Source organism: Taishania pollutisoli (assembly GCF_014518315.1).
Lineage (GTDB): Bacteria > Bacteroidota > Bacteroidia > Flavobacteriales_D > Crocinitomicaceae > Taishania > Taishania pollutisoli.
The window spans coordinates 37,534-62,917 of record NZ_JACVEL010000002.1 but is presented as its reverse complement, the minus strand read 5'-3'; the positions used below and the strand labels follow the sequence as shown (position 1 = coordinate 62,917).

Annotated in this window: 21 protein-coding genes and 1 pseudogene; 4 read left to right on the top strand and 18 right to left on the bottom strand. The window is 42.8% G+C overall.

Annotation, left to right across the window (positions count from 1 at the left end; genetic code table 11):
- Positions 1-24 precede the first annotated feature (24 nt).
- The 7 genes from H9Y05_RS03365 to H9Y05_RS03335 form a co-directional block, all read right to left on the bottom strand.
- Entirely contained in the window at positions 25-3,849 is a 3,825-nt protein-coding gene (locus tag H9Y05_RS03365; protein WP_216713512.1) for a choice-of-anchor D domain-containing protein, read from the bottom strand.
- A 242-nt stretch (positions 3,850-4,091) separates the two neighbouring features.
- Positions 4,092-4,973, bottom strand: coding sequence for a hypothetical protein (locus tag H9Y05_RS03360; RefSeq protein WP_216713511.1), 882 nt, complete (start codon positions 4,971-4,973; stop codon positions 4,092-4,094).
- Positions 4,974-5,019: 46 nt separating this feature from the next.
- A complete protein-coding gene (gene ftsY, locus H9Y05_RS03355) occupies positions 5,020-5,976 on the bottom strand; it encodes a signal recognition particle-docking protein FtsY (protein WP_216713510.1) in 957 nt (318 codons plus the stop codon).
- 74 nt (positions 5,977-6,050) lie between these two features.
- Positions 6,051-6,203 carry a DUF4295 domain-containing protein gene (locus tag H9Y05_RS03350; RefSeq protein WP_163491844.1) on the bottom strand — a complete coding sequence of 51 codons (153 nt, stop codon included), beginning with the start codon at positions 6,201-6,203 and terminating at the stop codon, positions 6,051-6,053.
- Positions 6,204-6,213: 10 nt separating this feature from the next.
- Positions 6,214-6,402, bottom strand: a complete 189-nt coding sequence (gene rpmG, locus H9Y05_RS03345; protein ID WP_163491845.1) for a 50S ribosomal protein L33 — start codon at positions 6,400-6,402, stop codon at positions 6,214-6,216.
- A 54-nt stretch (positions 6,403-6,456) separates the two neighbouring features.
- The gene (gene rpmB, locus H9Y05_RS03340) at positions 6,457-6,693 is read right to left on the bottom strand and encodes a 50S ribosomal protein L28 (protein WP_163491846.1); all 237 of its coding nucleotides are present in this window, start codon (positions 6,691-6,693) and stop codon (positions 6,457-6,459) included.
- A 138-nt stretch (positions 6,694-6,831) separates the two neighbouring features.
- Positions 6,832-8,067, bottom strand: a complete 1,236-nt coding sequence (locus H9Y05_RS03335) for a pyridoxal phosphate-dependent aminotransferase (protein ID WP_163491847.1) — start codon at positions 8,065-8,067, stop codon at positions 6,832-6,834.
- A gap of 276 nt (positions 8,068-8,343) precedes the next feature.
- Here H9Y05_RS03335 and H9Y05_RS03330 point away from each other — a divergent pair, with 276 nt between their 5' ends.
- The gene (locus H9Y05_RS03330) at positions 8,344-9,609 is read left to right on the top strand and encodes an MFS transporter (RefSeq protein ID WP_163491848.1); all 1,266 of its coding nucleotides are present in this window, start codon (positions 8,344-8,346) and stop codon (positions 9,607-9,609) included.
- 16 nt (positions 9,610-9,625) lie between these two features.
- On the opposite strand, the gene H9Y05_RS03325 is transcribed toward H9Y05_RS03330, so the two are convergent.
- A complete protein-coding gene (locus tag H9Y05_RS03325; RefSeq protein ID WP_216713509.1) occupies positions 9,626-10,261 on the bottom strand; it encodes a hypothetical protein in 636 nt (211 codons plus the stop codon).
- A gap of 5 nt (positions 10,262-10,266) precedes the next feature.
- A complete protein-coding gene (locus H9Y05_RS03320; RefSeq protein WP_216713508.1) occupies positions 10,267-10,536 on the bottom strand; it encodes a hypothetical protein in 270 nt (89 codons plus the stop codon).
- 135 nt (positions 10,537-10,671) lie between these two features.
- On the opposite strand from H9Y05_RS03320, the gene H9Y05_RS03315 reads away from it, so the two are divergent.
- On the top strand, positions 10,672-11,358 hold the full coding sequence (locus H9Y05_RS03315; RefSeq protein WP_216713507.1) for a M15 family metallopeptidase: 687 nt from the start codon (positions 10,672-10,674) through the stop codon (positions 11,356-11,358).
- A gap of 294 nt (positions 11,359-11,652) precedes the next feature.
- Here the strand turns inward: H9Y05_RS03315 and H9Y05_RS03310 are convergent, their stop codons facing one another.
- Positions 11,653-12,834: an acetyl-CoA C-acyltransferase gene (locus tag H9Y05_RS03310; RefSeq protein WP_216713506.1), complete on the bottom strand. Its 1,182-nt coding sequence runs from the start codon at positions 12,832-12,834 to the stop codon at positions 11,653-11,655.
- A gap of 78 nt (positions 12,835-12,912) precedes the next feature.
- On the opposite strand from H9Y05_RS03310, the gene H9Y05_RS03305 reads away from it, so the two are divergent.
- Positions 12,913-13,524, top strand: a complete 612-nt coding sequence (locus tag H9Y05_RS03305) for a shikimate kinase (RefSeq protein WP_216713505.1) — start codon at positions 12,913-12,915, stop codon at positions 13,522-13,524.
- Positions 13,525-13,668: 144 nt separating this feature from the next.
- On the opposite strand, the gene H9Y05_RS03300 is transcribed toward H9Y05_RS03305, so the two are convergent.
- The 6 genes and pseudogenes from H9Y05_RS03300 to H9Y05_RS03275 form a co-directional block, all read right to left on the bottom strand.
- Positions 13,669-14,250 carry a DUF1287 domain-containing protein gene (locus tag H9Y05_RS03300; protein WP_216713504.1) on the bottom strand — a complete coding sequence of 194 codons (582 nt, stop codon included), beginning with the start codon at positions 14,248-14,250 and terminating at the stop codon, positions 13,669-13,671.
- Positions 14,251-14,468: 218 nt separating this feature from the next.
- Positions 14,469-14,708 (bottom strand): annotated as a pseudogene (locus tag H9Y05_RS03295) (GNAT family N-acetyltransferase); the annotation flags it as partial.
- A gap of 33 nt (positions 14,709-14,741) precedes the next feature.
- Entirely contained in the window at positions 14,742-14,912 is a 171-nt protein-coding gene (locus tag H9Y05_RS03290) for a GNAT family N-acetyltransferase (protein ID WP_216713502.1), read from the bottom strand.
- Between the two features lie 15 nt (positions 14,913-14,927).
- Positions 14,928-16,184 (bottom strand): NAD(P)/FAD-dependent oxidoreductase, encoded by a 1,257-nt coding sequence (locus tag H9Y05_RS03285; protein ID WP_216713501.1) that lies wholly within the window; start codon positions 16,182-16,184, stop codon positions 14,928-14,930.
- Positions 16,181-17,740, bottom strand: coding sequence for a phytoene desaturase family protein (locus tag H9Y05_RS03280; RefSeq protein WP_216713500.1), 1,560 nt, complete (start codon positions 17,738-17,740; stop codon positions 16,181-16,183). Before H9Y05_RS03280 ends, H9Y05_RS03285 begins: the two co-directional genes overlap by 4 nt.
- On the bottom strand, positions 17,730-21,557 hold the full coding sequence (locus H9Y05_RS03275; RefSeq protein ID WP_216713499.1) for a trifunctional MMPL family transporter/lysophospholipid acyltransferase/class I SAM-dependent methyltransferase: 3,828 nt from the start codon (positions 21,555-21,557) through the stop codon (positions 17,730-17,732). Before H9Y05_RS03275 ends, H9Y05_RS03280 begins: the two co-directional genes overlap by 11 nt.
- Before the next feature lie 204 nt (positions 21,558-21,761).
- Here H9Y05_RS03275 and H9Y05_RS03270 point away from each other — a divergent pair, with 204 nt between their 5' ends.
- Entirely contained in the window at positions 21,762-22,442 is a 681-nt protein-coding gene (locus tag H9Y05_RS03270; RefSeq protein WP_216713498.1) for a hypothetical protein, read from the top strand.
- Between the two features lies 1 nt (position 22,443).
- On the opposite strand, the gene H9Y05_RS03265 is transcribed toward H9Y05_RS03270, so the two are convergent.
- Positions 22,444-24,717 carry a T9SS type A sorting domain-containing protein gene (locus tag H9Y05_RS03265; protein WP_216713497.1) on the bottom strand — a complete coding sequence of 758 codons (2,274 nt, stop codon included), beginning with the start codon at positions 24,715-24,717 and terminating at the stop codon, positions 22,444-22,446.
- Between the two features lie 4 nt (positions 24,718-24,721).
- Complete coding sequence (locus H9Y05_RS03260) at positions 24,722-25,357, bottom strand: redoxin family protein (protein ID WP_216713496.1); 636 nt, start codon at positions 25,355-25,357, stop codon at positions 24,722-24,724.
- Between the last annotated feature and the right edge of the window lie 27 nt (positions 25,358-25,384).

The following is a 25,384-nucleotide window of genomic DNA, read 5'->3' as shown; positions in this document are numbered from 1 at the left end:
ATTCAACTTACGGCTTACTCCTTTTTATTTTCTAATTTCTATTTTACTCACTCTGACTCCACTATCTGTTGTTGTCAACACTTGATATATTCCATCGGCAAATCCCGATAAATTAATGATAGAAGAATAATGATCAGGCGCTGAATTAGCATACACCAGTCTTCCCGTATTGTCCATCACTTGAACGACAGAAATCGGATCGGTTGAAACAATCGTAAATAATCCGTTGGTCGGATTCGGGTAGATTTCAAAGATGGATGTTTCTTTGTCCTCCAATCCCAGACACGCTTCTACAATAGCTGACGTTTGAGCAGTATTTGTACATCCGTTTCCATCCGTATAAGAATAGCTTAAATTCCAGGTTCCGACTCCGGCAATAGCAGGGTCAAATACTCCGTTCGTAACACCATTTCCTGAATAATTTCCACCAGCCGGTGTTCCTGATGTCAACGAAACTGCTGAATGATTCACACAGAAATTCGATAATGAACCAAACGTTACAACCGGTAAATCCAGAGGAGAGGCGCTTACCGAAGCACTCGCACTCGTACAACCTCCGACGGTTTGCGTAACGGTATACGTACCGGCTGAAGAAACAGTAATGGATGGAGTCGTTGCTCCGGTTGACCATACTAAATTACTTCCCGTAGCCGTCAATGTAGATGAACCACACGTATTCGAAACAGAAACCGTTGGCGCTGTTGGTGTTGCTATTGGACTCGCCGTTGCAGAAGCACTCGCACTTGTACATCCTCCGACGGTTTGCGTAACGGTATAGGTACCGGCTGAAGAAACGGTAATGGATGGAGTTGTCGCTCCGGTTGACCATACTAAATTACTTCCCGTAGCCGTCAATGTAGATGAACCACACGTATTCGAAACAGAAACCGTTGGCGCTGTTGGTGTTGCTATTGGACTCGCCGTTGCAGAAGCACTCGCACTTGTACATCCTCCGACGGTTTGCGTAACGGTATAGGTACCGGCTGAAGAAACGGTAATGGATGGAGTTGTCGCTCCGGTTGACCATACTAAATTACTTCCCGTAGCCGTCAATGTAGATGAACCACACGTATTCGAAACAGAAACCGTTGGTGCTGCTGGTGTTGCTGTTGGACTCGCCGTTGCAGAAGCACTCGCACTTGTACATCCTCCTACGGTTTGTGTAACGGTATAGGTACCGGCTGAAGAAACGGTAATGGATGGAGTTGTCGCTCCGGTTGACCATACTAAATTACTTCCCGTAGCCGTCAGTGTTGACGAACCACACGTATTGGAAACGGAAACAGCAGGCGTTGGTGTTGCATTTACCTGGACGGTCCCTGTTGTTGAGGCTGCCCCTCCATTAACCGACAGAGAAATCGTCTTTGTCCCGGAAGTTGTATACGTTACAGTATGCGGTCCTGCCCCTGTTGCTGTAGAAGGTGTAGCCCCGGCACCAAAATTCCAGTTCCAGGATGTTGCACCAACTGAATTATCTGTAAATGTGACAGTACTTCCGCTACAGATGGTGGTTTGAGATGTCGAAAATCCCGCTGTAACAACTCCCGGAGAATCTCCTGCTCCGGCCAATTCAAAATTATACGTTCCTTCGTCACAATCGTTATTGGTAAAACTTAACACAGCTGTGAATGGTCCAATCCCATTGGGGGTAAAAGATATAACAAATGTCGTTGAGCCTCCCGCCGGAATGGTTGTCGAACCAAATGAATTGCTCACAGAGAACTGTGATGCACCGGTAATTGTAATCGGTGGGGTCAGTGTCAGTGCTGACGTTCCTGTATTTTGAACTGTGAATGTCTGAGTAACAGTCGCTCCTGTTGTTTGTGTCCCAAAGTTGAAAAATCCGCCGTCCAGGACTTCCGTTCCATTGGCTGAAACCCGAATTTCGACCGGTTGGGATGCAGTCATCCGCACATTATCAACGTATACATTTCCCCCGCTCCCCGCATTTGTCGCTCTGAAACGAAATTGAACGGACGAAGAAGTCGGTCCCACAAATGACGCCAGATTAATCGTTTCTGTACGCCAGTTTCCAGCTGCTGTAGGAATCCAGTAAGCATCCTGTGTTGTTGTTACTGTTTGCAGTGTTGTCCCGCTCTTGTCATAAATCGGAGTCGATTGCCAGGTAGCACCGCAATTCGTAGAAATTTCAACGCGCAGTCGGTCCGTACTTCCTGTCACCCTTTTCCTGTAAGCTACATCAAAGGAAAGTTGTGCAGAAGCTGCATTACACGGCAATATAAAATAAGGTGTATACAAGTATTCATCCTGGTTTGTTCCGTTACCGTAATTAGTCATTACTGCACAGGCATTGTTGGTAACACCTGCACTGGAAACTGCTGTTGCTCCTACCCAGGCATAGCAATCACTATTCGGGTTAACAACTGTCCAACGCACATCCGGAGGAAATTGTCCGCCGTCGAAATCCTGCGAATAATTCGGTTGGTATCCGTTTGAAACGGCAAATGTGATTTCAGACGCATCAAATGTTGTATGCGGGTCTGCTACTCCATTCGGCATCAGCGAAACTGCATTAAACGTATGAATTCCCAATGTGGTGGTAAACGCAGGTAATGTAACGTTCGCACTGCCGGCAGGTGCAATATTTCCGGTCCAGTTAAAATTCACCGGCGTTCCTCCGTCAATGGTATACCTGATCGTCGCGGAAGTGAGATTCGCGCTGCCCCTGTTTCTCAAAACAACTGTCGGGGTAATGGACCCGGGGCAATGATCACCTTTGGGGTTGATAATAGTGACAACAGAAGCGTCATTTACTGCCGGAGGAACACAAGCATCCGATGTAATCAACGACGCCCTGATCGGACTATTTTCCAAAACAGTACGCATCCGCATCCGCTGATCATTGGTGAAAATATTCATGCACAAATCATCCGAATAATCCATGTAGTTTTGTACCATGTCCAATGATCCGCACGACTGATGATTGGTCAGACATCCATAATTGGCCGCATCAGAAGGTGGTGTATCCAGACAAAAATCATCCACAGCGCAATTCGGGCTATCTCCCCAGATGTGACGCAATCCCAACCAGTGACCGATTTCATGTGTAGCCGTCCGCCCTTCGTTATAAGGTCCCGGACGGCCCGTAACGGCACTTTTACCGATACTTGAATACAACATCACAACACCATCGGTGTTTGCACTCTGAGAACCGCACCCCATTCCTCCCAGGATAGTTGTCGGAAATTGTGCATACCCGAGTAATCCGTCGCCAAGATTGATCGACCAAAAATTCATATACCGTGACGGGCTCCAGTTTTGTATAACAGTACAATAGGGCTTAATGGTTGTATTCGTATAGTTCATGCTATAGGGAGGAGTCGAAAAACCCGCCGTATTCCGGTTGATTCTGTTCACTCCGTGTTCACCATTCGGAAAGGCAGACCCATCCGGTCTTCTTCTCGCCAAACAGAATTCGATTTGCGTATCTGCTCCGTCGGGATGCGTATTATACCCATTAGTTCCCATTATTCTTCTGAAATCTTCATTAAGGACATCAATCTGGGATAAGATCGTCGCATACGAAATATTTGTACCGGAACCGACAGCTTCTCCGTTGTGGACAACATGCACCACTACCGGAATCTGGTATACCCCGTTAATAATTAATCCGGTGGCTTCCAATTGTCGTCGTTCTTCGATTTTTTCGGCCAGCCAGGCTTCAAAATCCTGGTCGGATTGCAAATCAGGGTTTTCTAATCGGAGGAGAGAATCATTTTCAACGGTGGCACATCTGATGATTTGTCCGTACGTTGTAATTGAAAACGTAGAAATAGAAACGATTGAGATGATAACTCCAACAAGATTTACGAGTAGTTTTGTTTTCATTTTAAGAGTTTTGGTGAAAGGAAATTAACAAATAAAATGAAAATAACCAAAAAAAAATATTCGGATAATTGATGTTTTGAAACGATGTATTAAACTAATAACCAATATACTTAACAACAGCGTGACATGCTAGAAATAGTGGGTTTTACATAACAGCAACATTCTACTATCAGCTCAATCATAATGTCATACAATCAACCAATCATACTATCATACAGTCATAACGTCACCCCATCACAACATCAATACTCCACTTCTATCGGCTCAAGTAACCGGGCAGATTTCCCATCCCACAAGTATACCTTTATTCCTTTTGTGATTTCTTCTACCTCAAACGATTGATCTTTAATTTCCGCATAACCAACATAGTCAATTGCTGAAGAAGTTGATTCAATGATGATCAAATCTTTCCCTGATTTATGTTCAATCGGGAAAAGCATATTCTCAGAATAGTAATACACACCTGCATCTCCCACACTCTTTTTGGACGGTAACTCAATGAACTGGCTACCGTTCCAGCCATAGTAATGATATGTCGTATAAATACCACACGCTTCTCCTAAAAATCCCACCCGAAAAATGTGATCCAATTGGCTCAATCCCATATTGCCAAGCACTTTACTTTCATAACTTGTTTGGTATCCGAAAATATACGGGAACAGTTGCTCATGCATTTTTTTGGTCTTTCTGTCAATACGAATAACAGCAACCGTTAGCTCTTCCGTATCTGCATTAAACGAACGTTGGCCAAAAATATAACAGTTTCCGTTTTTGTCATAGGAATACGCCTGAGCAATCAAACCTCCCCAAACATAACCGGATTTCCATTGCCCGTCCTTTTCGTACCGGACAGGATAATATCCTGCTTTTAATGTCTGAATGACATATTCTCCGATTCCTCCGTATTCAACTTCGACATTAATATATAACGTATGCCCTACTTCCAGCTGATCAATGGATTTACCGTTTCGGGAAGGCGTGGAACGAATGTGCCCACCTCCCGACAATAGTAATGTGTCTCCCTCAGAAAAATAATGACGAATTTCCAATGCCTCCGTATCCTGAGCAAAGATCAAAAATGGAGATACCAGCAAAAATACAGATAACAGAATCGTTGACTTCATAAAAGGTGGATTAGTGAATCTGAAAAGGATTGTTTTTAAGGAAATGCTATTCTGAAAACAAGGAATCGACAAATTCCATTTTATTGAATACCTGCAGATCTTCCATTCCTTCACCAACGCCAATGTATTTAACCGGAATTTTCATTTGATCGGAGATACCGATCACAACACCACCTTTCGCTGTTCCGTCCAGTTTGGTAATTGCTAACGCGGAAATATCCGTCGCGATGGAAAATTGTTTGGCCTGCTCGTATGCGTTTTGTCCTGTGGAACCATCTAATACCAATAACACTTCATGCGGAGCTCCCGGGATCACTTTATCCATTACCCGTTTGATCTTAGACAACTCATTCATCAGGTTTACTTTATTGTGCAAGCGGCCTGCCGTATCAATGATTACCACATCTGCATCCTGTGCTTTTGCGGATTGCAATGTATCGAACGCAACAGATGCCGGGTCTGCTCCCATCCCTTGTTGAACAATTGGTACACCAACCCGCTCCGACCAGATAATCAACTGATCAACGGCTGCTGCGCGGAATGTATCGGCAGCTCCAAGAACGACCTTTTTCCCTGCACTTTTGAACTGGTGAGCCAATTTCCCGATTGTTGTCGTTTTTCCAACACCATTGACACCAACCACCATAATTACATGTGGATGTCCGTTTGGTTTTTCCAATTCAAACGTCGTTCCGTCTGAGGATTTATTTTCCTCCAGAAGTGCAGCAATTTCTTCTTTCAAAATGCGGTTCAGCTCATCAGCTCCCAGAACTTTGTCCCGTGCCACACGCGCTTCAATCCGCTCAATAATTTTCAACGTTGTTTCCACTCCGACATCCGACGTAATCAGGATTTCTTCGAGGTTATCCAGCACTTCTTCATCAACTCTGGATTTACCAACAATTGCGCGTGCTACTTTGCTTAGAAAACTTTGTTTTGTTTTCTCCAGACCTTTATTGAGGGTCTCTTTTTTTTCTTTTGAGAATAATCCGAAAAATGCCATGGGTCAAAAATAAGAAAAGCTTCCATTCAATGAAGAACGGAAGCTAGTATTTTTTAGAATTTGCCAATTAAGAATTAGTTTTTAGCAAACCAGTCCTTAACTTTGTCATTGTGCACAACTTCTTCTTTGAATGAGTAAGATCCTTTATCAGTCTTCACCATTTTAATTACTTTCGTGTGCTCTTTTCCTCCTCCTTTTTGAAGGGATGCTACTACTTTCTTTGCCATGATTCAAATATTATTTAATCTCCTTGTGAATCGTATAACGCTTCAAAATCGGATTGTATTTTTTAATTTCGATACGGTCAGGTGTATTTTTTCTGTTTTTCGTTGTAATGTAACGAGAAGTTCCCGGTTGTCCGGACTCTTTGTGCTCCGTACATTCAAGAATCACCTGAATTCTATTTCCTTTTGCTTTCTTTGCCATTTTCGTGTTGTTTTCGCTTTACCCGTTAAGCATCGTGGGGTAATGACGGATTAATTATTTCAAATACCCTTTTTCACGTGCTTCTTTCACGCACGCGCTAATTCCTTTTTTCGTAACCGTTCTCAACGCAGATGTTGAAATCTTCAACGTGATAAAACGATCTTCTTCCGGAAGATAAAATTTCTTAGTTACCAGGTTTGGTAAAAATCTTCTCTTTGTTTTGCGGTTTGAGTGAGAAACATTATTTCCTACCATTACCGACTTTCCTGTAAGTTGACAAACTCTTGACATTTCTTAATTGTATTAATCCTAAAATTCTAAAATGGGGTGCAAAGAAAAGTATTTTTCAATACATATCCAAATTAAAATTCGTATTTTTTTAACTTTCTAATAATTCTTTGTTGATAACTTCTGTCACTCTGAAAGCGATCAGCCGACAGAGCTCAGATTTTTGGAGTCCTCACTCACCTCAACTCTTCCCGGATATTGCTCAATAGCAGCACGTAAACATTCAACAGCCTTTTCCAGTGCTTCTTTATTGAGCACATACGCCAGTCGCGCTTCGTTTTTTCCGGCTCCTTTTGTCGAATAGAATCCCGTTGCCGGTGCCATCATCACAGTTTGCCCTTCGTATTGGAATTCTTCCAACAACCACTGACAGAATTTATCTGAATCATCGACCGGGAATTTTGCAACACAGTAGAACGCTCCGCTCGGTTTCGGACAAAATACGCCCGGAATGCTGTTTAATCCATCTACCAGCACATTTCTTCGTTCTACATACTCTGCAATCACTTCATCAAAATACGATTGCGGTGTTTCCAATGCTGCCTCCGCCCCTATCTGCTCAATGGTCGGCGGGGATAATCGTGCCTGGGCAAATTTCATGACACCTGCCATTACTTCTTTGTTTTTGGAAATAACCGCGCCAATTCGCGCTCCGCACATGGAATAACGCTTGGAAACAGAATCAATCATAATGACATTTTCCTCTATTCCTTTCAGGTTCATCACCGAATGAGGCACAGCTCCATCGTAACAGAATTCGCGGTACACCTCATCTGCAAACAGGAAAATGTCATGTTTTTTGACGATCGCAGCCAATTGTTCCAATTCTTCCTTGCTGTAGAGGTAACCTGTCGGGTTCCCCGGGTTACAGATCACAATCGCTTTTGTCTTAGCGGTAATTTTTTGTTCAATTTCTTCTACCGGTGGCAATGCAAATCCGTTTTCGATGGTTGCTCTCACCGGCACAACATCCATTCCGGCCATAACTGCAAACCCGTTGTAATTCGCATAAAACGGTTCCGGAATAATGATTTCATCTCCCGGATTACAGGTGGTCATAAATCCGAAGACGAGTGCTTCCGATCCTCCTGTTGTAATGATGATATCTTCCGCGTTGACATTGATTCCCGTCTTCTGATAGTATGCCGCCAGTTTATTCCGGTACGATGCAAAACCTGCAGAGTGGCTATACTCCAGCACTTTGATATCTGCATTTTTCATCGCATTGATCGCTGTTTCGGGTGTAGCGATATCCGGCTGACCAATGTTAAGATGGTATACTTTTAATCCTTTTGCGTACGCTTGTTCAGCATATGGAACCAGCTTCCTGATCGGTGATGCAGGCATATCAACTGCCTTTTGTGACAATTTTGGCATAATCTATTACAAATTAGAATCGCAAAGATAGGTTAAAATTGGAGATCGGAAAAGTTTTGGAGGATGAATCCTGAATTTTGAATCAAGTGTTGTGAATATTTTTTACTCCGGAGAGTTGATCATTGACATTATGACTGGTTGATTTTATGACCTTTTGAATAGTTGACGTTATGACTGATTTCACACTACCCCATTCAAAATTCAGTATTTGTTACAAAGGTTTGATAATTGAACATTGATCACTCTCAATTCCAACCTGATTATTACATTTGTACCGTGGCAACAGTTGATCCATATGCAGCATTAAAATTCAAAGAATTCAGGTATTTCTTACTTGTCCGACTGGCATTGGTTTTCGGCTGGTCCATGCAGTTTATTATCATCGAGTGGGAAGTGTATTCGATGACCAAGGATGCTTTTTCACTCGGTCTCATCGGTTTAATGGAAATTGTACCGGCATTGTCCATGGCATTATTTGCGGGTCACATTGTCGATCAGAAGGAGAAACGCGGATTGTTGATGAAATGCATTATCGCATTTAGCTGTATCAGCTTCTTGTTGTTCCTCCTGACGATTCCATCCATTCAGCAATCGCTTTCCAAAAATCAGGTATTATGGGGAATCTACGGCCTGGTATTCGCAGGAGGAATCGTCCGTTCATTTATCGGCCCCAGTATTTTTTCGTTGATCTCACTGATCGTACCTAAAAAAGTGTATCCGAACGCCGCGACCTGGAGCAGTTCTACCTGGCAAATCGGAGCTGTAGGAGGACCTGCTGTCGGCGGGTTGGCCATTCATGTATTCGGTGTACACTGGTCATTGTGTATTGTTTTTGGTTTTGCACTGATCGCGTTGATGGCATTGACACGTATTCCGAAACAACCTGTTCTCAATAAAAAAATCGGAGAACCTGTTATGGAGAGTTTACGGAAAGGTCTTGCGTTTGTCTTTCAAACGAAGGCCATCTTGGGCGCACTGACACTGGATATGATTGCTGTTTTGTTTGGCGGGGCAATTGCGTTGCTTCCTGTTTTTGCGCAGGACATCTTAGAAGTCGGTTCGCAAGGGTTCGGATTTCTGCGTGCAGCGCCGGCAGTAGGAGCATTTTTAACATTAATCGCAACTGCTTATATCCCGATTGCCCGAAACGCAGGTAAAAAATTACTGATTGCAGTCTTCTTGTTCGGTTTGTGCATCATCGCATTCGGTTTATCGGATATTTTCTGGATCTCTCTGCTCGCCTTGTTTCTCAGTGGAATTGCGGATGGTGTTTCCGTTGTGATTCGTCAGACGATCTTACAATTAAAAGCTCCTGATGATATGAAAGGTCGCGTTTCTTCCGTTAATTCAATGTTTGTGGGTTCTTCCAATGAACTGGGGGCATTTGAAAGCGGTGTAGCCGCCAGGTTACTGGGACCTGTAGCAGCTGTAGTTTTTGGTGGCTGCATGACCTTGCTGACTGTAGGAGTAACAGCTATTTCTTCCCCGACATTCCGAAGGTTAGATCTGACAAAAGATATGGAAGAACACGGCAATTCGTAAGGCTACAGAAAATCCTTTATTTTGTCAACCGGTATTTTCGCGATGTAATCAACGTTCCATTTTCAATTTCTTCACCGGTTGGTGCTGCATTGCTATAATTGATTTCCGAATAACTATTATTACCAAGGAGAGCCAATTCCAATGTTTTGTTTTTAGATGTCACTGTTTCGTATGTTTCTGACAATTCTATCTTGTAGTTGATTGTTTGAACATCATTATTTTCAAACTCTTTCATCTCGGAAATGGTAGCAGTTGTAAACACGATACGTTCATGCTTTTTATACTCTCCCACACCTGTATAAAACATCCAGGAACCGGTCTCAACGCGTGTAAACTTATGCTTGTCGTACGGCTCATTAACCGTATAAGACACTTTTCGCTCCCATGTTCCGTCTTTTTTGATGTTCCAGTATGCTTCATGAACGATTCCGTCAAATACACTTGATTGATTTGGATCTTCTTCCATCTTCTGAAGTGCTTCTCCATCAAATTTCAACAACTCCCTACTGAATGAATTATCTGTATTTGAAGTGTATTTCCGGTCTTCTTCAAATATGCTTACCGACCACTCCCCACTTATTTTCCGCTTCGTATTTTTACCACAGGAAACAGCAATGAGACAACAGCAGAAGAGTACAATTAAATTTTTCATATCTATCACTTTGACAATTTAACAATTTGTTCCAAATATTGTGTCGAATTCGAGGTTCCTCCGTCAGACGACTGCGTTTCAGATTCCCGTTGAATTTTAAGTTCCAGCGAATGCTTATCAGCACTTATAATGGTATAATAACTAATGTTGTCACCTTCCGAATACGTTTCTTTCGTCACATGTTTATAACCGGCACTTGACTCTTCTGTATTTTCTTTTGATAAACTGTTGAAAACAATACGCTCCTTGTTTTTGTACCCATCACTTTTTGTCAAAATGAATCTTTGTTTATCTATTTGGGATTTAACAGTATTTACTTACCTTGCAGTATGATTAAACCGATCAACTGTTTATTATTTCTGTGGCTTGTCTGTTTCTCATGCGCTACTGATCAAAAGCCATCTTCAGCTATGCCGCGTGATGTAAGTGATGATTTTCCGACAGAAAACTCGCCGGGAGTAAACGTGAATTGTACGGACGCTGTCTTCATGTCGCTTAACCTGGTCGATGTTCAGTCTGTTGACTCCACGATTCTGGTTGATCTGAAATATGCTTCAGACGATAATTTCATGCAACGGCAGTTGTATTTTACCATCACTAAGTTATACTTACAAAAAGATGTCGCCCAACGACTGGCAGCCTGTCAGCAATACCTTCAATCCATCCATCCGGGATATCGTTTGTTGGTATACGATGGTGTCCGACCGGTAGAAGTGCAGCAACGGATGTGGGATGCGCTCGATACGATTCCTGTTGCACAACGGGGTAAATTTGTTTCCAATCCGAAGAATCACAGTGTTCACAATTATGGTGCTGCAGTGGATGTGACAATTGTAGATGAATACAAGCAACCGTTAGATATGGGAGCAGGTTACGATGATATCCGAAAAATCGCTTATCCAAGTATGGAAAATGAATTTCTGGCCAGTGGAGAATTGCAACCTCACCAGGTGGAAAACAGGAAATTATTGCGGAAGGTCATGCGGAATCAGGGTTTTATTAATATCCCTTCTGAATGGTGGCACTTCAATGCATATAGCCGGAATGAGGTGAAAAGAAGATACAAGGTGGTGGAAAAGGAACCGGATTGTGAGTAATGGAGTGAGTGGAAGTGGTGAATTATAAAGTATCAAATGTGGGAGGTTTTCATTGTTTGTCCGGGAAGTGGAGAAAGTAAGTAGTTGAGCATGGAAAGCGGGAAAAGTTAATTATCAATGTTCAATTATCAAGGCTTCGTAACAAGAAATTTCACAACCAACACTTCATAATTCATAATTAAAAACTCGTGTGAAGAAGATGCGTCATAAAATAAAAAGAGTAATACAATTGCAGGTGTATTTTCCTGAAATCATATTACTCAATTCGTTTCTTTGTATTTTATTCTCTTGAGGTTATCGCAATAACTCGATCACACCTGCTGCGCCTTGTCCTGTTCCGACACACATGGTAACAACTCCGTATTTTTGGTTGCGTCTTCTCAATTCATGAATCATCTGAACAGTTAATTTTGCTCCTGTACAACCAAGTGGATGCCCTAATGCAATTGCCCCTCCGTTAACGTTGACAATATCCAGATTCAGCCCTGCTTCGCGAATGACCGCCAATGACTGTGAAGCAAATGCTTCATTCAACTCAAATAAATTGATATCATTCAATGTCAATCCGGCTTGTTTGACAGCTTTCGGAATTGCTTCTATTGGTCCGATTCCCATGATGCGCGGTTCGACACCGACAACGCTATATGAAACCAACCGGGCAACAGGTTCCAGGTTTAATTCTTTCACCATTTTCCCTGACATCACCAATACGAAAGCCGCTCCGTCAGAAGTTTGCGATGAGTTACCCGCCGTTACGCTTCCTCCATTCGCAAATACAGGTTTTAATTTAGTTAACGCTTCAATCGTACTTGCACGCGGCCCCTCATCTGTATCAACAACATAGTGTTTTACTTGTCGTTTTTCATGTTCATCCAGGAAAATGTGTTCAATGTCTACCGGAACAATCTCATCTTTGAATCTTCCTGCTTTGATGGCCGCAATTGCTTTTTCATGTGATTTCAATGCAAACAAATCCTGGTCTTCTCTGCTGACATTAAAATCTTTGGCGACCGCTTCTGCAGTCAACCCCATTCCCCAATACCAGGTCGGATGTTCTTTTCCTATTTTCGGATTCGGCACAATGCGCCACCCTCCCATTGCCATGACGGACATCGATTCTACTCCTCCGGCAATGATGCAGTCGGCCATTCCGTTTTCAATTTTTGCTTTTGCAATCGCAATGGTCTCCAACCCGGAAGAACAATACCTGTTAACGGTCATTCCCGGAACTTTATCCGTGCCCAATCCCATTAATGAAATCAAACGCCCCACATTTAATCCCTGCTCCGCCTCCGGAGTTGCATTTCCTACGATTACGTCGTCTATGCGTGTTTTGTCTAATTGCGGGACAGAATCCACTAAATGTTTAATTACATCTGCAGCCAGGTCATCCGGACGATAAAAACGGAATCCTCCTCTACCTGCTTTCCCTACTGCTGAACGAAAACCCGTTACGATATATGCTTCTTCTTTCATATTTTAAAATTGTATATTCCCAACTAATAAGGCGAATGCCATGCGAGTAAAGTTAAACATTTTTTGGAGAAAAATATTATGTACGCATATTTTTTTCTTTCTACAATTAAAAAACTTCAACAGGTTATCGCTCCTTCTGTTTTTTATTTTTCGTTTCTTTATGACATGAATATCATCCTTGTTGGTTATATGGGATCAGGGAAAACAACCCTGGGGAAAAAACTGGCTTCCCGGCTTGGGTTAACGTTCGTCGATACGGACAAGCGAATAGAGCAAAATGAGGGCATGACAATCCCCGAAATTTTTTCCCGTTGCGGAGAAACACATTTTCGTGCATTGGAAAAAAAGCTGGTTGCTGAATTAAGAGAAGAGGAGAATTTGCTTGTTTCTACCGGAGGAGGAATGCCTTGTTTCAATGAGTTAATGAAGGACTTGAATGAAATCGGCACAACGATCTACCTCAAACGCCCGGCAAAGGAACTGGCAGAAAGGGTGTTCAATTCAAAGAAAAAACGACCACTGACAGATGGAAAATCAAAAGAAGAATTGATCTCTTTTATCGAAGATACACTGAAAAACAGGGAACAATTTTACGGACAAGCTCATATTATTGCCGATCGGGAAATTCAGAACATTACAAGCCTGGAAATGATGGTGAAAGCGTATTGGAGGGAAGTTAAGGGTGATTAGTGGAAAGTGAGAGGTGCAGAATGTTTAATTATCAATGTTCAATTATCAAACCTTCGTAACAAATACTGAATTTTGAATGGGGTAGTGTGAAATCAATCAGTCATAACATCAAAAGGTCATAACGTCAACCAATCATAATGTCAATTATTCAAGATTCTTCCCATACCGATAATGTCCGATAATTTTAAAACTAAACAAACAATCTTCCAGCACTTGGCCTGCTCCGATGTTGTGAACAATCATGTAGCGTTTTCCATCGCTTGTTTTTTTGTTGGAAACAATCCCGATGTGCGTCAGCCCTTTTCCTAAATCCCAACAGACAATGTCTCCGGGTTTGTAATCTTTTGCTTGTTGTGTCATCGGTAAAACCGATCCGAAGCGGGAGAAATAAGTCATGAGGTTAGGAACTCTCCTGTGATCGATATTTGTGTCTGTTTTTGTCAATTTCCATTTTTTAGGATACAAACTGAAATTCTTTTTCATGTCTTCATGAACTTCTTTCTGAAGGTCAATTCCCATTTTACGATAGGCACGAATCACAACATCTGTGCACACACCTTTATCCTTCGGAACATCTCCATTCGGATAGGCAATCGAAAAATATGCCGGATCGTATGTTACAGTCTGCCGCGTCAATGTCCAAGTAGAATCTGCCAAACGGGTATAAAAATCAGATTGGGCGAGTCCGAAAGTCGTCAGCAGAAGAAAGAGAATCAGTAGTTTCATGAATAAACCAATTATTTTCAGGAGAATCCATCAAAGTTCGTTCCAATAGTTAGTAAAGAATGAAGAATTGAGAATAGAAAAGTGGAAAATCAAGAGAGAAGAATGATTAGCGGTTGGCGGGAGTGCTGGATTTTCGATTTTCGGAATTCAGAATTATCAGTGGAGTCAAGGATTAAGGTTGCACAACAAAAAAAATCAACATCCTTACACTTGGTAATTCATAATTCACCATATTCCATATAATACATATCGAGTCCCGGTGCCCAGAAATCTTTTGTTGCTTCGATCAACCGAAAACCGTTTTTTTCATAGAATTGATAAGTTAATTGGGATGTACGTACCGTAATTCGTTTGACCGTCGGCGTGTTTTTCAACACATCAAGCCGGTGACGCAGTAGTGCTGTTCCTATTTTTTTTCCGTGAAAATCCGGGTGAATCATTCCCCAGCTGATGATCCCGACAGACTTGTCATCCGTATAGTTTACTCCTCCTCAACCAACAAGTTCACCACCTGATTCGATGACGAAATACTCTTCTCGTTCACGCTCCAGGTAATCTGCAAAATCAGCTTCTTCTTCCGGCGCGAAGTAGGTTGGTGTATTCGTACGAATGATCTGAAGAAGCTTGTCTTTATCTTCCGGTATGTAGGGTCTGATTTTCAAAACAACGAAATTCCTTTACTGATCGGTTGATTCTTCGTTCTCCCCTTCATTCATTTTAATGACGTGTGCAAGTGTTGTTAAAATCGTGGCATGCTTTTTCACAAACGGGTTTGTTTGATCCCACACATATCCTGCCAGAACGGAACAAATTTGTTTCATGAAATCTTCATTCCTGTTTTTACTGAAGAAAATTGTCGGCAGGCGTCCGTCATACCATGCATTTACATAACTGCGAAAAACATTGATTCCCTGCTTCATGTGCTCGCTGTAATCCTGTTCCCAGTCAATTGCTTCTCCGTTTAATTGTCTGGCAGCCAATGCTGCTGCTTTGTACCCGGATGAAATAGCGAACATCACCCCGGAACTAAATGTCGGATCCAGGAATTCGGTTGCATTTCCACTCAGCACATATCCTTCTCCGTACAATTGTTTCACAGAAACAGCATAGTTCATCACTGTACGTGGTTCAAACTGGATGTCCGGATCGGCAAAACGTCCTTCCAATCCCGGAAATTCTGCCAGAAGCCGTAAAAATTCTTTATTATTCTCCGCTTTACATGCTTCGATAAAGTCAACATCCGAAACGATTCCGACAGAAGTTGTTCCGTCTGAAAACGGAATCGACCAGATCCATGCCGTATTGTTTCTGAAAATGTGCACAAAAATATTTCTTCCCGCGTTCTCCGTACGATTCACATCTCTGATGTGTGTAAAAATTGCTCCGCGCGGCGGTGTGCTTACGGGAATTTCTAGGTCTTTCAAGCGCGGCAGTACTCGTCCGTAACCGCTGGCATCAATTAAAAATGCGCCCGTCACTGTCTGCTCACCCGATTCAGGATGCACGAAATGAACCGTCTGCAAACGCTTACTTGTTTCAACTGCTGTTACTGTTGCTTCGAAGACCACATCCGCACCTCTTCGCTCCACTTCTTTGATCAGCGCATGATCAAAATCCGCGCGTTTTACCTGCCAGGTATATGTCCATGCATCTGGTTTAAACTGGTCTGCGAAAAAGAACGGACAATCGTCTTTTTTGTGGTGAAAACACACTCCGTTTTTGATCTGAAATTGCTGTGCTTCCAGCACGGGCAGTAAATCCAGATCATCCAGGTAATCCATAATGTGGGGCAGCAAACTTTCTCCGATAACAAACCTCGGAAAAATCATTTTCTCCAACACAAGTACTGACTTTCCTTCTTTCAGCAATTTTGCAGCAGCGACAGCTCCTGAAGGCCCTGCTCCAATCACTATAACGTCGTAATGATTTTTCATGATTTGTATGAATTAATTTGACTAACTATCTCCGTTCCGTTGACAAAGTTAAAACTTGTTACCAATGCGCCGATGGTTGCACCTAAAATTCCGTGAAAAACAATGTTTTGCCCGGTTAAATACAAATTCGGGATTTTTGTCCGGGGATTGATAATGGTCAGCATCGGGTTGTTAAAGTCTTTCTCTATGCCGTACATTTCACCTTCCGGCGTCCCCAAATAGTCGCGAAATGTCAATGGCGTACTGCTGTATACATGACGTATTGCCTCTCGGAGTCCGGGGTAACGTTCACACAAGCGATTGATCACTTTTTCTTCAAACAACGTTTTTGCCTGCTCGTATTCCATTCCTCGTTCTGCCGGCCGCGCAATGGTATTAAAGGTTGTGTTCCATTTCTCAAACTCATCGATTTTCAGGTAAACCATCGCCGATAAACTTTCCGCATACTCCGTTTGCTTCGAGGATGCTGACGTACAACTGAAAATCACCTGCGGCCAGTTTTCGGCATCATAATCGGCCGTATCCCAGACGTTTTCCGTAAAAAAATCGTAGTAATTATGATTGTTATACAGAAAGGTATTTTCTTTTAATGCAATGTTGACGACAAACGAAGCAACTGTATTTTTCAGGGAGGAAACACGCCGGATTGTCGCCGGCATGAAATGTTCATGGCCAATAACTTCCATTGTTCTGGACGGATGCAGGTTTGAAATAAAATGAGTTGCTTCATACGCTGTCCCGTCAGTACAAACAACTGCTTTCAGGTTTCCGTCTTCCCTTTTGATTCCTGCAACAACTTCTTTACGTTTGAACAGTTCTCCCCCGTGTTTCCGGAGTTGCTTCACCAACGCTTTTGTCAGTTGCGCACCGCCGTCTGCCAACCGGTAGCTTCCTTTGATGTAACTATTCAGAATCAGCGCCACAACATACAATGGTGTTCGTTTCCTGTCGCCGGCATATAAAATTCCATTTCCCAAAAGTGCAGCAATAAGCTCGTTGTTTCCGGTCAATCCGACCAGGTAATCCCACGCGCCGATTGCCAGTATTTCAGGATGTGAATAATACGTTTTTTCTCCTTCCAGGCGCATGTTGTACAATGGGAAATACGTGCATACTTCCTGAATTTTAGCGACAAATGTATGAATTGCAGCGGCTTCTTCCGGGAAATCTTCCAGCAGCATCCGTGTGAATGCCTCGTATCCCTGCCCCTGTCTGAATACTTTTCCATTCGGCAGCCGGATGATGTCAAATGCTTCATCCATCCGCACCAGTTTCAGGTCGTCGTAAATTTCGAGGTACTTGTAAATCTTATATAAATTCTCTCCTTCGTCCAATCCGCCGATGTAGTGTACCCCTGTGTCAAAAATCCGTTTATCCCGGCTAAACACCTGCAACGCTCCTCCGATTTGATGGTTTTTCTCCAACACGGCCACTTTGAAGCCGTTTTTAGCCAGCACCAGCGCAGCAGTCAATCCTCCGATTCCGCTTCCGATTACAATCACATCGTATTTCAGGTTTTGTTCGCTCATTGGTGTAGGAGGAAAATCAACGATCATGTTTCTTTAAAACAAACAGCACATTCGAAGTCGTTGTTGAGTGCTTTACCAGTTCGAATGACAGGTTGTTGTGTGCTGCAAATGCTTTTATTTCGGAAATCTTTAAAAACTCCAGGTCGTTCTCCGCTTTGTTGAATTTAAACAATTTTGTTGACAACTGTTCCGTTCGTTTCGTATTTTTTACTTGTCGGGATGACGCTTGGCTCCCAGCACCATCCACATCTGTCACACCGTCCCGGATGAATAAGATCCCTCCCGGGTTGAGTACCTCCAGTAATTTATGAAGCACATTGATTTGCCCTTCTTTGGGCAGGTAATGCAACACGTCGTTCAGGAAAATAACATCACACGGTTGGAAAGCATACGTTTTCACATCCGCATATTCAAACCGAAGGTGGTCGTTTTTCTTCAGTGCATGTTCCGCCGTCAATGCTTTTTCTTCATCATAATCCAACCCGGTGATATTGCGTGACGGTTCCCTGTAATGAAGATAATAGCTTAGATACCCGTAGCCGCACCCGATGTCATAAATTGTTTTCCGGTCTCCGATCAGTTCATCGTAATATTCAAAATTCTTGCGTTCAAGACGGAATTTAACCCGCACGTACCATTCCAATACCGGTCCTTTCAACACATAATTTCGCATGATAGAAGAAAACCAGTAACCCGACCGTGCATGTGCCCGTTTTGTTTCGGCAAAAGAGGTTCGCATCATTTGCTGCACCCGTTTTGTATATTCCTTGTCGGTCTCTCCTTCTACAGGATATACTTTGTCCAATGGCTGTACATACAATTCACCGGCGTTGATCATGACATCATTCTTCGGGTTCACCTCGTGTAAACCAACCAGTAAGACCGGTTGAACGGGAACATTCAATTGTTTTGAAAGGACAAACGCACCTTTGTGAAAGCGATGAATCTCTCCATCTTTGCTGCGCGTTCCTTCCGGGAAAATAACCAGTGAATAACCTTTGTCGAATTGCTGCCGGATGACATCGACATTGGTTTCGGTTCCTTTTTCTACAAAAATGTATCCTGCATACCGGATAAACGGACCAAAAACAGGCGAATTATACACCCAGCTTTTGACCATAATAATTGTTTTGGGATGCAGCATCAATACAGCCAGAATATCCAGGAATGATGTGTGGTTGGCAACAATGATCGATGGGTTGGAATAATCCAGTTTTTCCGGGTTCAGGACTATTTTTTTAATTTGAAAGCCGGCGTACAGGGTTGATTTCGCCAGTTTGGAAATCATGTAATTCATGAACTGCTGTTTTTTCACCTTTTTGACCGGAAATGGCAGCACGAAAAAGATCAGCAGGATCGTCAGAAACATACTTCCGAGAAAGAAATAAGCGAACAGCATCAAACTGTACACAAAAATAAAAAAGGTAATCGGGCCACGTTTTTCCGCTGTTCGACGTGTTACAAACCAATGAAATACACCCGGTTGCACATAGAGCGTGATCAGCAGAATGGTGGAAATACCAATCACACTGACAACTGCAATGGAATGAATGGAAGGATGTTGCGCAAAAATCAACGCTCCGGTACCGATAATTGTTGTAAGACCGGAAAGAATAATTGCCGATTTATACGAGGTAATACTGTCCTTGTTGATTTTGTACTTCTGAATCAGTCCGTCGGTAATGAAAATACTGAAGTCGTCTCCCAGTCCAAAAATAAAGGTGGTCAGGATGATGTTGACAAAGTTGAATTTAATATCCAATACAGACGTCACACCAATGATCCAGATCCAGGACAACATCATCGGGAAGAAGGCAAACAATGCCAACTCAATGCGTCCATACACCAACAAAAGCGACAGGAACACCACGGAAGAAGAGAAATAGAGCAGGAAATCGAAATCGCTTTTAACGGATGTCAACATTCCAGAAGCGATTTCAGAAATATCCATGATGTATACTCCGTCCACCTTCCTGATTTCCTGTTTCAGCTCATCAACGGTAGCTTTTGACACAATGATACTTGTGAGTAGTGAATGAGTCGTGCCATCCGAATGAATGAGTCGTGTCATCCCCATCTGCTGAATGAGTTCTTCCCCGATTGATGTGATTTCCTCCGGTTGCTCAATGGATTTAAAAAACGGTGTGAAAGCTGTTTCTGAAAACCCCAGTTCCGAACCAAGATCGGCTACTTCATGTTTTACATCCGGATGTTGTTTCCAAAAGTTGAGCCACTGCCCGCTTTTCTCCTCCCACCGCGTTAAGGAAACCAGGTAAGGAGACGGAGAAATAATCTCTGAAACGGTGTAGTTTGTTTTATTTTTCTGAAGTACTTCGTACAATTGCTCCGAAACAGTCTTTGCTTCTTCCAACGTTTCCCCATTGGAAAAAATATACAGCCGCTTCTCTGATTGCGGGTGAATTCCTGTGAATGTTTGTTCTTTGTCTTTTAATTCTTTCGGGTGAAAAGAAAGGTTATTGAGGTCTCCGTCAAAATTGAGTCCCTGTGCTTTCAGTAAACAGAACGCAGTAAACCCGGCAACCGCCAGAATGAGGAGTCGAAATGCAAGACGGGAAGTCTTTTTCGGTTGTTTTCTCGTCTCCCTGTTCGGGATTTTCAATCCGGTTACGTGCAATATGACCGGCAATGCTGTCATGGTAAACAGCGCTGCTCCCAACAACGTAAACAGTGCGATCAAACCAAAATTCCGCAGCACGATCGACTCTGTAAACAACAATGCGGCAAATGCGGCAACGGTCGTAAAACTACCGACAATCATCGGGGTTCCGATCTCCCGTACTGTTTCCAGCAGGTTACCCGAATGTTTGTAATGGGTGTAGAAGTGAAACGCGTAGTCCAGCACAATTCCCAGTAAGACACTCGCTGTTGCAATAGAAATTGCATTTATTTCGGGATTGATAAATCCTGTCATCCCCAAACCTGAGAGCACACCAAAGCCAGCAGGGAGCAGGAAAAAAAAGGGTACGACAATACTCCGGTAATAGACAACCAATAACAATAAAATCAGTGAAACACTGATGATGGAAGTAATGAATGTATCTTTCTGAATTTGTTCGGCATTTGCCAGGGAAATCTGGTAGACGCCAAACACGTCAAAATCAATGGAAGCTGTTTGCCGATTGGCGAATTCCTTCAGGTTTTCGTCAAATTTCTTTAGTTGTTCGTTGTCTTTGGAATCAATCAACAGGTCGGCAAAGAAAAATACCCGGGATTTATCGTAGCTGTATACCACTCCGTTTTCAACGGTATAGGCGCTTGAATCAGACTGGACATTAAACTGTGCCATTTTATTGCCCAACGCGTTGAGCGGGTCTTTTGCAAAATAGCTTCCAATAAATACGGAATTGGCTCCGGTCAGGCGTTCTTTCACGGTCTCCAATTGCTTTTTTATAGCTTCGGGATTCAGTTTCCCGGCAATCTCCTTGTAATCTGTATCAGTGAGGTAAGCAATGGATGCACTCTGAAGGTATTCCACCATCATAGCCTGATCGACCATCCGGTACACCTGGATATTACCGATTTCTTTTTCGAACTGTTTTTCTAACTGGGCAGAAAGCGCATCCAACCGGTCAAAATTGTCCTCTTCATTGTCGGAAGCTTTGAATGAAAATACAAGTTGTTTATTGAGGTTGTTTTCCTGGATTACCTTGCTGAATTCCTGGAATTCTTTTCCTTTCGGGAAGATAGAGTAAATGTCCTTCTCAACCTTTAAACGCGAAACCCCGATCACCAATACGGTAACAATAGCAGTAAACACGATCCAAAAAAGGAGTTTACTGCGCAGGAAAAAGCGGGTAAGCGATTCAAAAAAACGACCAATCATGCTATTACTACAACTGTTTTCAATTCTACGGGCCGAAGTTAAGGAATTTATAGAACGATCTATGAAAAGTTGATAAAGTGGTAAAATAGTTGATAAAGTGGAGGAGAGTTTTGAATGATCAAGTGGGGATATTTGTTTTGGAGAGTGGGAAATTATTATCTGGAATCAATTCAAAAAAGTATATTTACCATTCATTTATTTTTTATGAAAATCGTTGTTTTTCTTTTCCTCATCACATTGGTCTTTGTTTCATGTAAACAGGAAAACAGAAGTTTGGATTGTTTGTTTTATGAAGTAAAAGGTCCTGTTGAGACGATCACGGAAATTGAAGAAATGTCCGTCTATCCTGACCAACTATCTAAAAATGTCTATTATTTCAATAAACAGGGAGAATTAACAAAAGCAGAGCATTTTAGATCTACCGACACATCGGGGACCTTCGACCTGGAGTACATTACGCATGTTAAACAGGCAGAAAACGGAAGAAGAAATTATTACAAAACGGCACCGGGCTCGGAAAAAATATACGAAGTATTCCAACTTGAAAAAGTTTCGGATGATGAGATCCGCTATACGTTTAAAATAGAAGAACGGGATGTGGAAGTGAACCGGACAATCTACTACAACAACGAACTCCCGGTACGATCATACACAACCGGGCACTACGCTGACAGCAAGTTTGAAACAAAAAAAGAGAATTTCTATACGAACCAGGGAATATTGGACTCCAGTATAACAATTGATCTGATCACCAAGCGAACAGCAACGGCTTATTACAAAAATAATCAGGAAGATAATTTTGGAAATTTTACGTTCGGTGAATTTGTTGATGAAAACGGGGAGCGCATCTACACGATTAAACGCTCCTATACATATTACAAATAATTTATTCTTTCAGAAGAATGATCCGTTGCTGGATCGTCTTACCATTTATCAGTTCGAATGTCACCAGGTAAATTCCGTTGTCTACTGCTTCAAGAGACAATTCACGTGTCGCTGCGTCAAGTTGTTTCTTCAACAATTGTTTTCCATTTACATCAATCACTGTTACGGACCGGATTACATCCGTGTTCCATCGGATCATTCCTGTTGAAGGATTCGGATATACATCGAACACATTTTCCAGTTGCTCAACCGATGCTGTACCCAAACAAATCTGCACGGAATAGGAAGAACCGAAATTCGCCTGCGCTGTTGTCATTTCTTTCAGTACATCATTAGAAGCGTTTACGATTTGAAAGCTTCCGTTACCACTCGGGCACCCGATCATTCCATCGCCGTATGAATCGTATACCTTGAATGTATAACAATCTTCCGAAAGGCAAAATTCATAGTTGTGCATTCCGTCATCCGCATTCACATACGCCGGGCTTTCATAAATAACCACATCATCCGAATTGATGAGTTTCCAACTCGTCTCGCTTGCGTAACAATCCAAATCAATGTTCAGATCAATCGTTTCCGGGGATTCCATGACAAAAAATTCAGCGGTAATCAGGTTGTTATCCGACTGATCGTCCACGCCTCCGTTCACACTTGCAATCGTAGCGGAGAATGTGTGGCTTCCTCCGGATGCTATCAGCACAGGCAAAGTTACTTCCTCCGATTGCAGAAATCCCAAATTTCCAGACCAGTTAAATGTCAGGTTTTCCACGCCGTCAATACCATAATTGATGGTTGCTGTTGTCAATGGCAGCTGTCCCAGGTTGACCAATGTGAATTTGGGTGTTGCAGAAGGACTACAAATCGTTCCTTTTATTTCTTTCACCATGATGAGTGCTCCGTCATTGGAAGCAAGAACTCCCGGTTGGTATCCATCTACAATAAGCGCACCTGTACCGGACGGATCCAGCCAGGATTCCAGTTGATTCGTCGCATTGCTACCTGCCGGGTTCCAGGAAACGGCTACCCGTCCGTAAAAATCCCTTCCGGTCAGGTTGCTGCAAGAAGCACCTCCTCCCCACAACTGTCCAATTATCCGTTTGTGCTGATCAAATAACGCGGAACCGGAAGAAACGGGCTCTGTACTCGTATTTCTGTCCCATTGCACCTGCCACACTCCGTTGACGTCACTTGTTACCCCGCCGATCACACTTTGTGTCGGGATGGAAGCGTGATCATCAAAGGAAATTTTCTTAATGTCTCCCCGCGGATGATGAATCCCAAAGGTATGGTCCGGATTCACACCTGTGCGATCCCATCCGGAAAAATAAGCATTGTAAGCAGCCGGAACCGTCCCCGATTCCAATCCCCCGGTTATTTCTACCAGGCAAAAATCAGAAGCAGTTCTTCTCGCTCTCAGCACAGCACCTGACAACGAAGAAAAAGAAGGAGATGTCGCCGAGTTGGTACAGTCGGGAGATTCCCAATTGAAGCGAAATACCCATGTTGCCGGATTGCTGTAGCAGTGATTCGCAGTAAGCACATATGGTTTCCCGTCGTATTGCGTGTTATTAATCAATGCTCCTGAACAAAAACCGTTGGAACCGGAAACGAGCATGACAACACTTCGTTTCTGATGTGCAAATTCCGCTCCGTCCGGGCAATTAACGTTCATGTGACACGCTCCTGCCTGACCGAATGCTTTCTGCTGAAATTCTTCTGCAACGCGGTATCCGTGTGTTACAGTGGCAATGGTCAGATCACCTGGATTTTGTACATTTTCAGGAGCTACATAATATTCAACGACAACTGCTGATCCCGGAATCAGTTCCGTTCCCAATTGACCTTCATACAGGTGTTTTTCGGTGAATTTCCCCAGGATAAATGATTTATCGGGGTTGTATACAAACAATTCATTTCCTTTCGGAATTGTTGTCTGTTCAAAAGTCAGATTGATCGTTTGCGCGTCGGGACAATGGATTCCCAAAAGCCATAATTTCCCTCCGTCCAGAAGGGACACCCACGTTCCTGAATTTTCCGGAGACAATGCGGTATCATGGTTGAAGCCGAATCGCCATGGTCCCTCTCCTTTCACATCGTTCAACGCATCTTCGGCACGCAGTTTTTTTAAATCCGGCTTCGGAAACGCGATTTCCTGAAAACCGGTATGTATTAACTGATTTTTTTCAATTCCGGTTATTCCCCCGTCTCCCTGCAACTGAGAAAACGTCAACCAGGGAAAAACGGCCAATGCAACACACCCGACAATCTGTTTCATTTTCTTAGCTTTTAGCAACCCGTTTAATACTGCATCCGCGCGGTTCAGATTCTGCCACTTTAATTTTACTGTCAAACTGACTCAACGCATTGATCAAATACGGAATATCTTCTTTTCTTTTCGGGTCCCATGTATTGTCGATGGAACCTGTATAAATCAATTTCATCTCCTTGTCGAACAAGAAAACATGTGGAGTTGTCTTTGCACCGAATGCGTCTGCCAATGTTGACTCTTTATCCACTACATACGGAATCGTATAGCCGTTCGCCTTTGCTCTCTCTTTCATGGCTCCCATTGTGTCTTCACTTTCTTCCCCACTGCGTTTTGCCTCATTAGAGTTAACCAGGATGACCCCGAATCCTTTTTCCGCTGCCAATTTGTGTAATGCATTGTAATCTTTTTCCCATCCGGGAAATCCTCCGTCTTTCATTCCAACAACAAAGGGACAGGTATTACAGGAGAAGATAACCAGTGTTCCGTTCTCCCCTTTTACATCGTTTAACGACAATTGCTTTCCGTCTGTTGCTTCCATTTTCCGGTCGGTCAGTGGTGCTGTATCAGAAATTTTTAATGTCGCATGCTGTCCGAACGCAAATGCGCCCGCCACTGCTAATAAAATTGTTAAAAATGTAGATTTCATCACTTTTCTATTTTTAATTTAATGCTT